This is a genomic window from Nitrospira sp. MA-1 (assembly GCA_032139905.1).
Taxonomy (GTDB): Bacteria; Nitrospirota; Nitrospiria; order Nitrospirales; family UBA8639; genus Nitrospira_E.
In genome coordinates this window covers 618214-633099 of record JAQJDB010000005.1, presented here as the reverse complement: position 1 = coordinate 633099, position 14886 = coordinate 618214, and the positions used below count along the sequence as shown (strand labels likewise).

The following is a 14886-nucleotide window of genomic DNA, read 5'->3' as shown; positions in this document are numbered from 1 at the left end:
CATCATGGCTCAGATCCGAATTAACCTCATTACCGCAGGGTGCTCCGCCAACTTACTCCCATGATCTATCTCAACCCGGCTGGCCTCGCTCCGTTCAATCATGAGGTGCAGCAAGAGATTTCCAGGACACTCGAAACGTTCAGCCACTTGTTGTATGCGGATGCCGGCATTCAATATTACCGGGACACCCTTCAACGATGTCGACGGTCCATTGCGGATTGGTTGACGTTGAACGATGAACAACGGCTCGCCTTCATGCCGAATACCACAACCGCGTGCAGTCTTGTCCTTTCTCGAATCAATTGGAAATCCGGAAATGTGCTACTGACCACCACACATGAAAATTCCACGATTCTCGATGAAATAAAAAAACTGAATGACCGTGGCGTCCGCGTCATTGCACTCGACCCGGATGCCCCCTCAGGGTTTCTTTCCGCTCTTGAACGCACATTGGATGAACAACCCATTCAGGCCATCGTCATCAGTCACGTCTCTCATTTTGATGGGCGTATTTTTCCTATCACCACAATCCAGGACCTCGCTCAGTCACACCACACGCCGCTCATCGTAGACGGGGCACAAGCCATCGGACATATTCCGGTTTCCTTCCAAGAGATTTCTCCCTATGCGTATTTTTTCCCTGGCCATAAATGGTGCACCGGTCCAATGGGGACCGGCGCGCTGATAATCGGGAAGGACAGTCACCAGGAAACACAACCTTATTGGGCCGGATATGAATTAGGCACTCAAAACATCGGCTTGATCGCCGGATTCGCCAAAGCCTGCCATCTCAAGGCTCAAACAAGTTCAAACAACCAAGTTCTTGAAGGGTTTAGAGAGGAGTGGAAAGCCTGTCTCCGACCAAATTCATGTATTCGGACGATAGAATGGGACGGGCCACATGCTCCAGGCATTTTATCGTTCGTCTGTCTTGACGAACGCACGGAACAGACCATGCACACACTTTCCACCACTCAATCCCTTGCCTGGAAAACTCTCACCCATCCCTCCTTTCCCTCAAACCTTTCGATACGCGTCTCCTGGACCACGGATACTCCCGATATCGACATCCGCTCAACCCTTGCGTTGTTTACCTCACTTTCAAATAAATAAGGCCCCCTGCATCTCTAGAGCGACCTTGGGTTTTTCTATGTTGAACAATTTCGAAGCGCTCCCTAACTGCACCCTGACATGAGATAAAAGGGTAATTGCCTACATACTGGGCACACAATTTATACTATTACCTCGTTAAGACCTTCGGCGCTAAAAGCATGCAGCCCATTTCCTCGGATCCGGCCCATAGGCAACCAGCAAAGCCGGCCAGCACCATGCTTACCGAAGGGAGCAACCTGGTTTGCCCGGGTTCATTTTAATGAAATGAGCACTCCTGGATAGTACTCCGGTTCCTCTTTCAATCGCAGTTATCATTCGATAATATTCCAGAATCGTGTGATCTAATTAAAAAACCATTTAAAAACAACAAAAACAAGGGTAGATGCCGGATAAGATTATGCTATAATCGAGTCCAAATTATCCTTGATTAAGAATATATTCTCATTCAGTCCTAAGACGAGAATTGCCTCAAGGAATTGTTCACACTGTCCAGGACCATATTTTTGCGTGCTACCGTCTCAAATGGTTCCCCTGTCTCCCAAATCCAATGGAAGAAAGAGATCCACCTCTCTTACCCCTGGGATTTCTCCCAATAAATTCCCCTCATCCCCTCAGTTTTTCATATACCCATGTAGTACAATGGGTGACCGGGCACAGATAAGGCAGGTGGACCATCCCCCTCTTAGCCAACTCAGAATAACCTCCCCCATCGAGCAAACCTTTGTCAGGTCTGGACTCAATGGGATATTTCATATGGGCGATTGCAGTTTCATAATCTTTATTAACGGGGGCGTCAGTGATGAGATTATTGTTTGCCGGTATGATCGCGATGTTCTTGATGTTCCCCCTGCATGTTGCAGCGGGTTTCACATTCGATCAAGTGGTGCAGAGAGCGAAAGCTTTAGCAGATAAACCCTATGAAGCACCTCAACCCATCCCCAAAATTATGCGGGAAATATCCTACGAAGCATATCAAGGGATCCGGTTTAATCCTGAACACAGTCTTTGGAAAGAGAGTAATTCAAATTTCCAAGTCATGTTACTGACTCCGGGTTTGCATTACACCCACCCCGTGACACTCAACGTCATCGACTCCGAAGGTCCACGCCCGCTGGTTTTTAAGAAAAGCGACTTTGTTTTTGCCGACCCCGAAATCGAAAAACGGGTGCCGGCCGACGTAGGATTTGCGGGATTCAAGCTGACATTTCCCTTGAAAAACAAAAATGAGCAAAATCAGTTTCTGGTTTTCGCAGGGGCGAGTTATTTTCGGGGGGTCGGAAAGGAAAACGTGTTCGGGCTAGCAGGACGAGGCCTGGCCATTGATACAGGACTCCCCAGCGGGGAGGTATTTCCTTCATTCACGGAATTCTGGTTGGTACGCCCGTCTCCGGATGCCAAAGAAATGGTGGTCTATGGGTTACTGGACAGCATCAGTCTCACTGGAGCGTATCAATTTACCATTGTTCCCGGTAGCCAGACGAAGATGAAGGTACGCACTCAACTCTTCCCCAGAAAACCTATTCAGTTATTAGGTGTTGCCCCGCTGACCAGCATGTTTTTTTATGGCGAGAATACCCCACGACCAGCTGGAGAATGGCGCCGGGAAGTCCATGATTCGGACGGATTGCAGATTCATGATGGCCTCACTCGTGAATGGTTGTGGCGCCCCTTAATGAATCCTGCCAACCTGGAAATGGATTTTTTTAGCACGGAGAATGTACAAGGATTCGGGTTATTACAACGTGAGGAAAATTTTTCCGGCTACGAAGATCTCGGTGCGCATTATGAAAAACGTCCAAGCGCCTGGGTCGAACCACAGGGTGACTGGGGACAGGGAAAAGTGGTGCTCGTCCAACTGCCTACCCCCAATGAAACGCATGACAACATCGTCGCATTTTGGACACCCGTCGCGCCCGTAACCCGGGAGACCCCTTTAGAAATGGCCTATGATGTGAGTTTTGGGAAGGCCACTCTCTCACAAAATCCGTTGGGAACCGTGGTCAATACCTTTATCGGAGACGGTAATCGTATCGGGGGAGGAAATGTTCCGCAGGCGTATCGCATCATTATCGATTTTGCGGGTGGCCCACTGAGCAAAATGCCGCCCGATGCTCCCATCAGCGGCCAGGTCACGGTGTTGGATAATAGCGACATCCTGGAACATTTTGTGGAGTATCATGAACAGATACACGGATGGCGATTGTCCATCCTGGCCAAACCTCAAGACAAAAAGCCGCTTCATTTGCGGGCATTTCTCAAAACTGATTTGGCAACCTTAACGGAAACCTGGACGTACCGCCTACCAACGAACAATAACATTCTGGCACAAGACAAAGAATAATGGCCCGATCGATTGCCGAACATACTCTTTCACGAGTCTGCGATTACCTGTCGGCCATGGGAGTGGAACTAACTCGCGAGGTCACCCTGCGGGCTCTCACTCTGGTTGAAGCCGGATTGGCATCAGAAGAGGAAGATCCACTGCAATTTGTGATGACAAGAATCCATGACCACTTTGCCCTTCAAATTCCTGAACTTCCAACCACCGCTCCACCGATCACACGCGGCAGCATGAGTTTTAAACCATGAAAATTCGTGAAGCCACAATCGCCGAGGCCCAGCATTCGCTAGCCGCCCCCAGCCGAATAAGCTGGAGAATTGCCGCAGGACTCCGCCGTGGCCTGCTCACCGTATTAGTCCTCATTCAATCTTTCGTGGCCGCTTCGTATATGACGGCCATCCTTCCCTATCATGGGGGGAATTTCCTGGAGATGGCGATTATTGCCCTGTTTTTTGTGCTATTCCTCTGGATTTCCGTTGGATTTTGGATTGGCATATTCGGATTTGTCCTCCGGTGTTTCGGCGGGGATCGATTTTCACCACTGGGACGCCATACCGCTGCAGAGTTAGGCACTCAACCCCTAGCACGGACAGCCGTGGTCATGCCGATCTACCACGAACCCATTCAGCGGACGTTCGGCGGCATCCGCGCAATGTATCGCTCATTAGAACAGACAGGGCAGATTGACCATTTTGATTTTTTCATTCTTTCCGACAGCCGCAATCCGGATGTGTGGCTGGCTGAACAAGCCGCCTGGCATAGATTATGTAACGAATTGGGAGCGGGCGGACATCTGTTTTATCGGCGCCGGTCTTTGAACCAACATTATAAAAGTGGCAATATTGCCGACTTTCTTCGCCGATGGGGTTCCGGCTATGAGTACATGATCGTCCTGGATGCGGATAGTCTCATGGGCGGATCCACCCTGGTCACGATGGTGCAACTCATGCAGGCTGAACCTCAAACAGGCATCCTGCAAACCAGCCCCACCTTGATCAATTCCCGTTCAATGTTTGCACGGGTCCAGCAATTTGCCAATCATATCTACGGCCCACTGTTTACGACAGGCCTTGCCTCCCTACAGCTTGGGGAAGCAGTCTACTGGGGCCATAACGCCATTCTTCGTACCCAAGCGTTTATGGAACATGCCGGCCTGAAGCGGCTTCCCGGACCAGGACTTTTTCATGGCCCTATTCTCAGTCACGATTTTGTGGAAGCCTCATTTATGGGACGGGGCGGGTTTGAAGTCTGGCTGGAACCGGAACTCTCTCACAGTTATGAAGAATCCCCTCCCACCCTTGTGGATGACTTGCAACGCGATAAACGCTGGGCCAAGGGCAATTTACAGCACATGTGGCTCATGCTGTTTGAACCTGGTTTGCGGCCTGCCCATCGCATGGCATTTTTGAACGGGATAATGTCCTATCTGGCCTCCCCGTTATGGTTAATTTTTTTGGTATTAACCACGATTGAGGCCGCACGGTTAGTGCTATATCCCATTAATTACTTTCCGGAACCTCATAGCCTCTTTCCCCATTGGCCTGAATGGAATCCGGAATGGGCCATCATTCTAGCCAGCAGCACCTTGTTTCTGCTGTTTTTGCCAAAATTTCTGGCGGTGATCGATGTCATCCGATGTCGACGAGGCAAACAGCACGGTGGCATCATTCGACTCCTGATTAGTGTCTTGCTGGAAATAATGGTGTCCACTCTCCTCGCGCCCATCCGCATGTTGGCCCATAGCCGTTTTGTGGTAGAAGCCCTGCTCAACACGTCGTTGCGGTGGGCTGGCCAGAATCGAACAGATGAAACCGGCTGGTCAGCCGCAATTTTAAATCAGGCACCAGGAACACTGATTGCCGGATCCTGGGCCGCATTCGCTTTCTGGCTTGATCAGATGTTTTTTTTCTGGTCCCTTCCGGTCGCAGGTCCACTCGTATTTGCCGCGCCCACCTCCGTCTTTCTCAGTCGGGTAGGACCCGGTGAACGACTGAAACGCTGGGGATTCTTACAAGTTCCTGAGGAACGTCATGGCTCACCATTGCTGGACGATGTCTATGCCAGGACCTATCCTCAATTAGAAACATACACTGAGCGCTCTTCTCCCGCCATACAGGCTATCCTGGATCCGGTGCTGAACCAGGTACATCAAGCCATGGCTCATGCGCATCGTGGGGGGAAAAAACAGGAAATGATCCTCGCGCTCCGCAAACGATGCTTTCAACATGGCCCGCACACCCTCACGCAAAAAGAACTCTGTCACCTGGTACGCGACCGCGCCAGTTTGCAATGGCTGCACGAGCAGGCATGGCAAGCTCAACCGGATTCCTACTGGGGCAAAGCCCTTCAGCATCATTTCCAACACTGACCGGATTTGACCAGCACCTAAACATCCCTTGGACCATCCACCAGGATGACCTTTGAGAAATGAAATATGACAGGGGCAGAGGGTTTGGCCTTCAAGGTAGCCAAATGTTCTATGCCTGGGCTTCCTCATCACGCGGGAATGCGTGGACAATTTCTCTAATGTTGACTCAACTTATTTCCGAAGGCCTAGCCAGATAAGACTGGGGTGACTCTTCTTAAAAATTCTTATGCAGTGGAATGTGTGGCTAACCAGAAAAACAACCAGACGAGTTATGAGGGGTGAATACCGATACAGAGTTTTGATGGACTGAAGCCCATCTCTCCAACCAATTTTTTTCCCCTCCGCTTTACTTCGGGGTAAATAAGAAATCGGTACCTCTGTCACGCGCCAATTCTTCTGAGCCACTTTCAGTGTGAGTTCTAATTCCAAATCAAACCCTGATTCTTCGAGGGAGATATCTGTTAAGACTTCCCGTTTAAACACTTTGTACCCAGTCCATACATCCGTCAAGGATAAACCCGTCGCAGCATTGGTTAACGCAGTAAAAATCTTGTTACCCAGATATGAGACGAGTAACCAATTCCCTTTCCGTGCCCCCAAAAATCTGGACCCATAGACGACATCAGCCCGACCGGTCATCACTGGCTCCAACAGCCGATGATAATCATCAGGACTATATTCCAAATCCGCGTCCTGCACGAGGACAATGCTCCCCTTGGCACACAGAAATCCCGTTTTCAAGGCCGCGCCCTTCCCTTGATTGCGTTGGTGAGTCAGCACTCGGACACCAGAACTATCAGCACCAGATTCACCCAATTCTTTCTGGCTTGCTTCTTCGTCCGAAGTCCCCTGACCGAACTGCTCGATGAGCCATTCGCGAGTTCCATCTGTGGATCCATCATCCACAATGATCAGTTCTTTTGAAATTTTCACATTTTGCACACGGCATACAATCGTCTCAATTGTTTTCCGCTCGTTGTATACGGGAATGACAATACTTACCAATTGATTTTTTTGATTTCTTGTATTTTCCAGCTTTTCCATGTCAATTTCGATTAACCAATTATGATAAAGAGATTTCAGGTAGACTACCATGAACGTTCAGACAACCCTCATCAAATATCATTTTTTGGTAAAGCCCACCCCACTCGTGGTCTCTGATATCGGCCTATGATATCTCCGTATCAAATGCCCCAGTGACCACCAGGAACAGACGGATATCACTCATTTGTGAATGGTTTTCTCCTGGACGTCCCAAATTTGCTTTGTCTCAAACCCATTAGCTGTCCCATCCTATTTGTCTCATGGAACACCTCACAATACCCGTTCCAACAAGAAAAATTCTATAAAAATAGTTATATTTCAAATAGTTATACAACAAAATCAACATAGCACTATCCTTGCTTATTACATGGGTAACAAAAGTATATGAGGCAATACGTCAAAGATTGGAGGGAGGCATGATGAACATAACAATATCTTTACCACAGACATTAGAACAGGTATCCGGCACCGTTTCCGTCACCATACTTCTCATTGATGATTCCCCCGATAATTTGATGATTCTGGGGGATATTTTAGAACGAATTGGCTATCAGATTGTGTGTGCAGAGGATGGCGAGAGCGGCCTCGAACAGGCGAAACGCGTTCAACCCGACTTGATATTTATGGATGTGAAAATGCCCGGCCTTGATGGATTCCAAGTCTGTGAACAACTTCGCGCACAGAAGAGTTTCCAAAGAACTCCGATTATCCTCATGAGCACACAATCCGATAGCACAAACAGCGAGCTTGCCTTGAGGGCTGGTGCCTCTGAATTTTGGCCAAAGCCCATTTCCCCGGGAAAGATTCTGAATAAACTAGCTGGTTTTTTGCGAAACGGTCCAGAGTAACGAGGCTCCTTTTCCATCCTTTACGCACTCCTCCTATTCAGCCCCAACTTACATTCTTTTGATGGTACTCATATCCCACATGAGGTCTAAGGATACATAAAATCCTGAATTGTCTGGCATATAAATTGCTGTTTAATTTAAAATGGTGTTTTTTCCTTAAAAACATCCTATTTTAGATACATTTTGAAGGGAAAATCACACAGACAGAGTCATTTACCAAACGACTATTTATCCTATTCACCTTTCACAACATGGAGAAAGTACGCATGGTCACCCGTCTAAGAAAAAATTCCACCATCAATCTGTCCACATGGGGCCAACGAGGAACGGCAGGATTGGTCGAGGAATGGGAACCGCGAATACCCATTCCGGAAGAAAAGTTACAATCCCGTCGAGGGTCAACGATCTCAATTCCGAAATCAACCGAGCCGCCCACAGAAGAGAAAAATCTAAAAAAATAAGTACTTTCCCAATTCCCTTCGTGACTCGTGTATCCAGCCACCACCCCCATGGACTGGTTTTCTGATAATAAATTTTAAACCTTCAACCCGAATAGCATTCGGTTCACCCCCATCGTAAGAGTCCACCACATCCCAGACAATATTTCTCTGGAGTCCTGAAACAATTTCGTTTACCCCAAACAACGCAGAACATCAATTGACCGCATTGCCCTTACTGGTCTGCTCCGGAAAAAGAACGTAATTACCTGACAGCCATATTGGGATTAAAGACCGGCTTCCAAGAATTCCCCGGTCACATCCATATTCCAAAGAAAATCCCCTTGCCTCGGTTTGCCCTACCTTTTTAAGTTCCCGAAAGTAGAGCATTGAAATTCTACTTTTATAGCTTACAGGTGCAGACATGAAGAGACTCTCCCTGGCCATGCATTGTTTGGTGTGAAGTCCTATAGGATTGTTTCCTGCCCTAGAGAGAGGAATTTAGGTTGTATTTAAAGGTGATAGCTGGCTTTTGGAGTAATCCGAGATCGCGGCCTCGCCCTACGAAATCACTGAATGACCTATAGGACGACCAACGCTAATTAAACAAAAGGGATTTTATATTTTCAGACCGTTGAAAGAAGTATGGTCTAGCGCTCGCAGTTCGACTTGACCGGCGGGTCAGGACTTACCGGGAGGATTAAAGGATTTTGTTCGATCAAGTCTATTTGTTGATGGTGGGGCGTTTCTTTCCCAGACAAAATTGTTTCCCCGTCCAACAACAAACTCGATATTCTAAAATCCGTAATTCCAAATCCTGAATTTCGGAAATTCTGCAGATGGACATTTAGAAAAACCACGCTATTGCTATACAGCAAATTCTTCACATATTTTCGTTCAATGTCGGACCGGCACAATGCTCCCTTCCTCATCATTGCATTAGGACCAGTCAATATATTTTTACCTGCCACCTATGTTTACGGCATGTACCCCTTCTGGTACTTCCCCACATCACACAGGACAAAGGTTCCTAGAATATACGATTTTCTCCTCTTTGTTTTTCCCCTTTACAATTAGTTATTTAGCTTGCATTCCTGGTTGTATAGAAGCCAAAAACGACCGACGGCATCAAGGTTGCTTTTATTGTGAACCAGGAACAGATGACAGACGACTGAATAAAAAGAGAGGCAACACCATGGAAGGTATTTTACTCATCATCATCAGCTGTGTAAGTCTGTTGGGACTGGTTTCTTTGTTTTGGTTATGGCGACCCTAGGCATGAACTCTAAATTGGGGAAGACCTCCATATCATGCCTTCCTTAACAACTTTCATGCTCGCGATTGATACAGTTAATTGAAGTGAATTATTGCCCACCTATACCTATAGATTTTATGCTGCAGGATATTTGTTTTGCGTTCGATGAGAACATTTTATCCAGCTGGATTTTTTACGAACGAAGAAGTCCGTTGTTCGGAATGCACCAACGTGTTAACAAATTCTGTGAGCAGCAACGCCTCAATGTCCAAAAGGAGAGGCAAGAGGTGAACGCCACCATGACAATCGGTCGATCACGTGAGGAGGGAATGTTTCTACTTCGAGAAAGCGATTATGTGTGGAGAGTGCACGAAGACGGGAAGGTGGACTGTGCCCTCCACGGAGATGCCACCGCATTCGAACGTCTTAGCTTCATTCAGAAATGGAGAACCCCATCCCGTCGGATTTTTCAAGAATACCCCTTTCAGGATTTTTCTCACTGACTGACAGGACTTTTATGCCAGAACTCTAATTTTTATCATCCTGCTTTAGACTGCCTGATTCTACGGGCACATGATTAACAACGATCCCTTTGGACAAGTCGACGTGAACATTCTTGAAAAGCCGATGCCGTGCAAGATTCCTCCATGAATCCTGACGGCATCCGCTACCTTGACCTCCCATTGACCAGGCCCGGGGATCCGGCCAAGACTCATTCCATTTTTGAGCCAAAAACCACAGGCGTTCTTGTACCTGCATCCCTCACTTGCATCTTCACCTTTTTCACTGGACCCGGATGGGAATATAAGCCCGATTGTTCGAACCATTTACCTCATTGATATCGTTATCCTCATCAACGATGATTCCCAGCCAGTAATTTTGCCCCGCATTCAGAAAATTGGGGATGATCACCGGAATCGTGGTGGTGAAAACATCGGCAGGGTGAATCGACCCAAAGCTTCCACCACCGATACGGGTATCGCTATAGCTAATAAAATCATTGGTTGAGACATAGAGTCCAAAACTCACGTTGGCATGAGTCTGTTTCCCATTATTTTCGATCGTAAATTCAGGCCGTACCACACTTCCCCGGTTTACTCGATACCCCGGCTCCCCGGCGATCGTAATACCCGTCAACGTCCCTGTGTTGGCACTATTCCGGACCCGTACCCGGTCATGACTTGAATACTCACCGCTGGCTCCGGTTCTTCGCCAGTGCGAGGCGGACACATCGTTAAAGGAGGAGCTTTGTGACCCATACAGCACTCTCGCCCCATGCGAAGCATCTTCCCCGAAGTACGTGATAGCTGATCCACCATTGGCGTGATGGTGGCGCCAGGAATCACCCATGACATTGTATTCCCAATTGACATGCATCAGGCCAAGATAGTGTCCGGCCTCGTGCACGATGACCGCATCAATGGGACGGCTTGACCCGGTGTAGGTAAAATTGGCGTTTTTGTTTTGGGAGGTAGTCCAGGACCGCCCGGTGGAATCCAGCACAATATCCACTTCGTCCAGCCCATAGTGCCATCCAAATAACCAGTAGCAGTGATAGCGCATGCGTGCCTCTCCCGGTGGGGAAATACTTGCGGCCCAGATTTCATTTTGTCCATTTCCACTCCCCACTCCACCAGTTTCGGTTGTATGGTTGATCATAAACGGCGATGGGTTTGTATTAGTAATATTCACACCTCGTTGGGCAGCCTGCAGGACACTCCCGGCCGGGAAACTGCCGGTATTGATCCGTGCTGTAGTGGAATTTCCTCCCCAACGCAATTTCTTGCCACTGTCTCCATTGCATTCCAGCCAGGATGCTGAGAATGCGGGAGAGCTACACAACACCGTAAAAACTATGGGTACGAAAATTTTTGTCATATTCATTATCGAAGTCCCTCCTTAGCATGAATGTCGTAGCGTTCTTCATCACTGATCTTAGGAAATGCTTCATCCTTGGCTTCAAGAGCAAGGACCTCATTGTCAGGCACTTCAAACCGTTCTTTCACATTCGCCATCACTATTGGAGTTTGAGGATCGCCTACCCGTTTATTCCACTCACGTATGGCGTCAAAGAATACGTCGGGAGTCAGTGGATTTCCGTAGGTTTCCATTGGAATTGCCTCTTGTTCTTCGGCGACATCTTTTTGGATTGGCAGAATCTGATTGCCTAAATTGACTGTCGTGACTTTTGGAGCTTCCCGCTCATAGCGGGCCTGCAGATCTTTCAAGCTCTGTCGGCTCTCCCGGCTCACTCGATCGATATAAGCCTTCATATCAGGGCGTTCCAGCAGGGCTTTAAACGAGGGGCGAGGTATTTCCATGACATTAAGATCGAACCGTGGTTTTCCTCCAATGCGTAAAGTTTTGTGGGCTTCCACAACCGGCACTCCCCAGCCATTCAACACCTGATTTTCATGAATACGAAATCTTCCCTCGACACATTCCACAAGCTGGCAGTCGTCGTTTTCTCCTCCTTTGACGAACAACACATCGGTTTGTCCAAGGGCAAACGCGGGAGCTGTCGAAACCATATAGACACCTCCCTGCCCATCGGCCCCACCGGGAATTCGGAGAGTGACTTTTTTGTCCGGGACATCACCTCTCAACACTTCCAAAACCTGATAACTCACGAACGTATGAGGAAGGCCCTGTGGTTGCTCTTTCGTCGGTTCTGAATTTCGATATTGGATATCCACCACCTGGCCATACATAATCAGACCAGACTCACGAACTTTCGATTGAAGGCCGCCTTCGGCGGCATCGTTTGGACTATGTCCCCATGCTGATGAATTGATGGCCACCATGCCAAGGATTACGACTATTTTGAACAACCCATTGAGTTTCATAGAATGCCCTTTCTCTTTCATTTGCGTGAATACACAATTGCCGGAATCGTGACGAATTAATCTTCATTTATGGATCCCCGAAGATATCGTGTGTCCATTTCATTCGCACCATCTGAATCTTGTTCATCTGCTTTCTGGCCATGCACCCTCCTTGGTGAGTTAATGTGAAAAAATCATTCTGCAGCTTGCTATAGCAACCTCAATGCCAAAATCTTCAGCGAACGAAAATTACTTCCGCTAGTGAAAATCTCCCATATTCATAGGCAATTTGAGTACATTTCGATCCAGATGTTGTTCGATCAACTCAGCTTTATCGTGGAAAGAAAACAAGATGAGATACGAATCGTATCTGTTCAGATACGCACACCGAGTTTTTAAATAACGATCCTTCCGCCCGCCTTTTTCCCTCATCGAAAACGGTTTGTCTATCCATTTCCATGCCTCCATCGACACAGGAAGGCCATAGAGCCATATAAGGCAATGCCCAAACGATGAGACGAAATCGAGATGGCACAGCTCTAGAGCACAGAGAACACGTTACTGACCGTTAAATGAGATTGGAATCAATACCAACGCAAGAGGGGAGCAGGATCGAAACTGTTGTACAGCTTTGGCCTTACATAAGGAACGACGGCGGGAGTAGTTCGCTGAAGATGAGAATGAGGAAAGCCATAGGCGAATTCAGAGTATTTCGAACCGATGGTATTCAGGATCAACTGGAGAGGTAAGACATCCAACCCTTTTATGGAGGGGATAAGGTCAAAACCGGATAGGGAAGTCAGACGTTAATAGAATGTCCCAATGGCATCCATATGGCACTCAATGTACATTCTGATTTTCAAATTCTCTCTCGCTGGGAAGACGGGAAGGAATTTATCAGGATCTTACGTCTATCGACCGGAGAGATTTGGATCGAAATCATTGAAAATCGAAACTCCAGTAGCCGCTGCAGCCGTGAAGGAAACGGGATTTGACAACAAGGTCCTGCCGGATGGTCAAACGACTCTCTCTGAGGTGGAGGGGATCCTTTCCCCTTCGAATCAACAACAGCTACCCGAATCCAATGATTTTGTTCCGGACATTTATAAGCGACACACCTTGTTAGCTTGCGCGCCTGATACCGGATTGGCGGTCATGAGAAAAGAGAGCAAATGAATAACACTATATTTCTTGGCAATTCAACCTTTCAACACTTTCGATAGGGGTAAGACATTTTCTCCAGATGTTCTTTCCAATCGTTCCTCTAGGCGCTTGAGGGCTATTTGTGTTTCTCGCAAATCTTTGAGTATCTCTTTTTGTGTGACCGGTCCCTGAAGTTCAGCCAGCCGTTCGGCTTTGGCCTCATCAAGATTGTTAATCACCACGGCAATAAATAGATTAATCACGACAAACGTCCCTAAGACCACAAAACTCACAAAATAGATCCAGGACAGATAATGAAAATCCATGGCGGTATACATTACATCCGTCCAATCTTCCAGGGTCACGACGCGAAAGAGGGTCAACAGCGAGATCCCCAATGATCGCCAATGCGTGGGATCGTGCTCATGAAACAACTGATAGCCCATGATGGCATAGACATAAAAGATCACGCCCATGAGAGTCATGACGTGAATCATGCTGGGAATAGATCTGACGAGGGTTGAAACGATAAGGCGGAGTTCAGGTATGGTCGAGATGAGACGAACCACCCGCAATAAGCGCGCTAACCGGGCAATCATGGCAAATTCACCCGTAGCCGGAATCAAAGAAAACACGATGACGGAAAAATCAAAGATGTTCCAGCCATCTCGAAAATATCTATCAATCTGAGGTGCCACGGCAATCATTTTGATGAGGGCTTCAAGAATGAAAATCCCAAGAATAACGTGATTACCCACATGCATCAGGACACCATACTGTTCCACCAATGCTGATGAGGTTTCCAGGCCCAAAATGACCCCGTTAATGAGAATAAAGGCAATGATCCCATACTCAAACCATGGGGCGTGGACAATCTGCTTCGCTCGATCTTTCATCGTCGTTAACTCACAAACTTATGGCACATTCTCGACCTGGAATCAGGAAGAGAGCGAGCACCGATTCATTAGTATTGGAAAATGGGAGGAATGAGCACAGTGAAGGAAAGGAGTAGCTCAACTCCTCGGGGAGCTTCAACTCCCCGATGTTTGCAAATATCCCCGAAGCAAATCTCTTCGCGCCACGATCCCGATCAATTTCCCCTTCGAATCCACGACAGGCACCCGAATCAAATGATTATTTTGCAGGACATCCATAAGCGTCAGCACATTAGTATCCTGCGTGACCGACACCGGGTTGGCAGTCATGATATCACCTGCCGTCACGTCTTCCAGATTTTTCCCTTTGCGCAAGGCCTTAAGTAAATCAAACTCGGAAACAATTCCCACCAATTTCGAAGTTTCATCGATAATGGGAACCGAACCAAATCCTTCCATCATATAAGAAGCCAGCAACTTGGCTTCCGTATCCTTCATGCCCGATTGCACTTCTTTTTCCATGACACTGCCCACGGTTAACTGCCCAAACTTACTGGCCCTTAAAGCTGCGACATCATCGCTCATATGGTTTATTCCTTTTTGAGTAGAAGGTCATGCCCCACTTCGTTACTTTTTT

The 14886-nt window shown here is 47.6% G+C and carries 11 protein-coding genes; 6 read left to right on the top strand and 5 right to left on the bottom strand.

Features of this window, described 5'->3' with window-relative positions; translation table 11 throughout:
* Window positions 1-60: 60 nt before the first annotated feature.
* From PJI16_07285 to mdoH, 4 genes are all read left to right on the top strand, one after another.
* Window positions 61-1113: an aminotransferase class V-fold PLP-dependent enzyme gene (locus PJI16_07285; protein MDT3777360.1), complete on the top strand. Its 1053-nt coding sequence runs from the start codon at window positions 61-63 to the stop codon at window positions 1111-1113.
* Window positions 1114-1912: 799 nt separating this feature from the next.
* Complete coding sequence (locus PJI16_07280; GenBank protein MDT3777359.1) at window positions 1913-3454, top strand: glucan biosynthesis protein G; 1542 nt, start codon at window positions 1913-1915, stop codon at window positions 3452-3454.
* Window positions 3454-3702 carry a hypothetical protein gene (locus PJI16_07275; protein ID MDT3777358.1) on the top strand — a complete coding sequence of 83 codons (249 nt, stop codon included), beginning with the start codon at window positions 3454-3456 and terminating at the stop codon, window positions 3700-3702. Before PJI16_07280 ends, PJI16_07275 begins: the two co-directional genes overlap by 1 nt.
* On the top strand, window positions 3699-5822 hold the full coding sequence (mdoH, locus tag PJI16_07270) for a glucans biosynthesis glucosyltransferase MdoH (protein MDT3777357.1): 2124 nt from the start codon (window positions 3699-3701) through the stop codon (window positions 5820-5822). The genes PJI16_07275 and mdoH overlap by 4 nt, the downstream gene beginning before the upstream one ends.
* A gap of 171 nt (window positions 5823-5993) precedes the next feature.
* On the opposite strand, the gene PJI16_07265 is transcribed toward mdoH, so the two are convergent.
* A complete protein-coding gene (locus PJI16_07265) occupies window positions 5994-6866 on the bottom strand; it encodes a glycosyltransferase family 2 protein (protein MDT3777356.1) in 873 nt (290 codons plus the stop codon).
* A gap of 416 nt (window positions 6867-7282) precedes the next feature.
* Between PJI16_07265 and PJI16_07260 the strand changes: the two genes are divergently transcribed.
* Window positions 7283-7714 carry a response regulator gene (locus PJI16_07260; GenBank protein ID MDT3777355.1) on the top strand — a complete coding sequence of 144 codons (432 nt, stop codon included), beginning with the start codon at window positions 7283-7285 and terminating at the stop codon, window positions 7712-7714.
* Between the two features lie 2475 nt (window positions 7715-10189).
* On the opposite strand, the gene PJI16_07255 is transcribed toward PJI16_07260, so the two are convergent.
* Together PJI16_07255 and PJI16_07250 are read right to left on the bottom strand one after the other, a co-directional pair.
* A complete protein-coding gene (locus PJI16_07255) occupies window positions 10190-11290 on the bottom strand; it encodes a CARDB domain-containing protein (protein ID MDT3777354.1) in 1101 nt (366 codons plus the stop codon).
* Window positions 11290-12252, bottom strand: a complete 963-nt coding sequence (locus tag PJI16_07250; protein MDT3777353.1) for a hypothetical protein — start codon at window positions 12250-12252, stop codon at window positions 11290-11292. The genes PJI16_07255 and PJI16_07250 overlap by 1 nt, the downstream gene beginning before the upstream one ends.
* A 921-nt stretch (window positions 12253-13173) precedes the next feature.
* On the opposite strand from PJI16_07250, the gene PJI16_07245 reads away from it, so the two are divergent.
* Window positions 13174-13407, top strand: a complete 234-nt coding sequence (locus PJI16_07245) for a hypothetical protein (protein ID MDT3777352.1) — start codon at window positions 13174-13176, stop codon at window positions 13405-13407.
* A gap of 23 nt (window positions 13408-13430) precedes the next feature.
* Here PJI16_07245 and PJI16_07240 read toward each other — a convergent pair whose 3' ends face one another.
* Both PJI16_07240 and PJI16_07235 read right to left on the bottom strand, forming a co-directional pair.
* Complete coding sequence (locus PJI16_07240; GenBank protein ID MDT3777351.1) at window positions 13431-14270, bottom strand: ion transporter; 840 nt, start codon at window positions 14268-14270, stop codon at window positions 13431-13433.
* Between the two features lie 135 nt (window positions 14271-14405).
* Window positions 14406-14834 (bottom strand): CBS domain-containing protein, encoded by a 429-nt coding sequence (locus PJI16_07235; GenBank protein ID MDT3777350.1) that lies wholly within the window; start codon window positions 14832-14834, stop codon window positions 14406-14408.
* Between the last annotated feature and the right edge of the window lie 52 nt (window positions 14835-14886).

What these genes read in the sequence shown, in the direction of transcription:
- PJI16_07285 (MDT3777360.1), top strand. Translation starts at nt 61, where the DNA reads ATGATCTATCTCAACCCGGCTGGCCTCGCTCCGTTCAATCATGAGGTG.
- PJI16_07280 (MDT3777359.1), top strand. Translation starts at nt 1,913, where the DNA reads ATGAGATTATTGTTTGCCGGTATGATCGCGATGTTCTTGATGTTCCCC.
- PJI16_07275 (MDT3777358.1), top strand. Translation starts at nt 3,454, where the DNA reads ATGGCCCGATCGATTGCCGAACATACTCTTTCACGAGTCTGCGATTAC.
- mdoH (MDT3777357.1), top strand. Translation starts at nt 3,699, where the DNA reads ATGAAAATTCGTGAAGCCACAATCGCCGAGGCCCAGCATTCGCTAGCC.
- PJI16_07265 (MDT3777356.1), bottom strand. Translation starts at nt 6,866, where the DNA reads ATGGAAAAGCTGGAAAATACAAGAAATCAAAAAAATCAATTGGTAAGT.
- PJI16_07260 (MDT3777355.1), top strand. Translation starts at nt 7,283, where the DNA reads ATGATGAACATAACAATATCTTTACCACAGACATTAGAACAGGTATCC.
- PJI16_07255 (MDT3777354.1), bottom strand. Translation starts at nt 11,290, where the DNA reads ATGAATATGACAAAAATTTTCGTACCCATAGTTTTTACGGTGTTGTGT.
- PJI16_07250 (MDT3777353.1), bottom strand. Translation starts at nt 12,252, where the DNA reads ATGAAACTCAATGGGTTGTTCAAAATAGTCGTAATCCTTGGCATGGTG.
- PJI16_07240 (MDT3777351.1), bottom strand. Translation starts at nt 14,270, where the DNA reads ATGAAAGATCGAGCGAAGCAGATTGTCCACGCCCCATGGTTTGAGTAT.
- PJI16_07235 (MDT3777350.1), bottom strand. Translation starts at nt 14,834, where the DNA reads ATGAGCGATGATGTCGCAGCTTTAAGGGCCAGTAAGTTTGGGCAGTTA.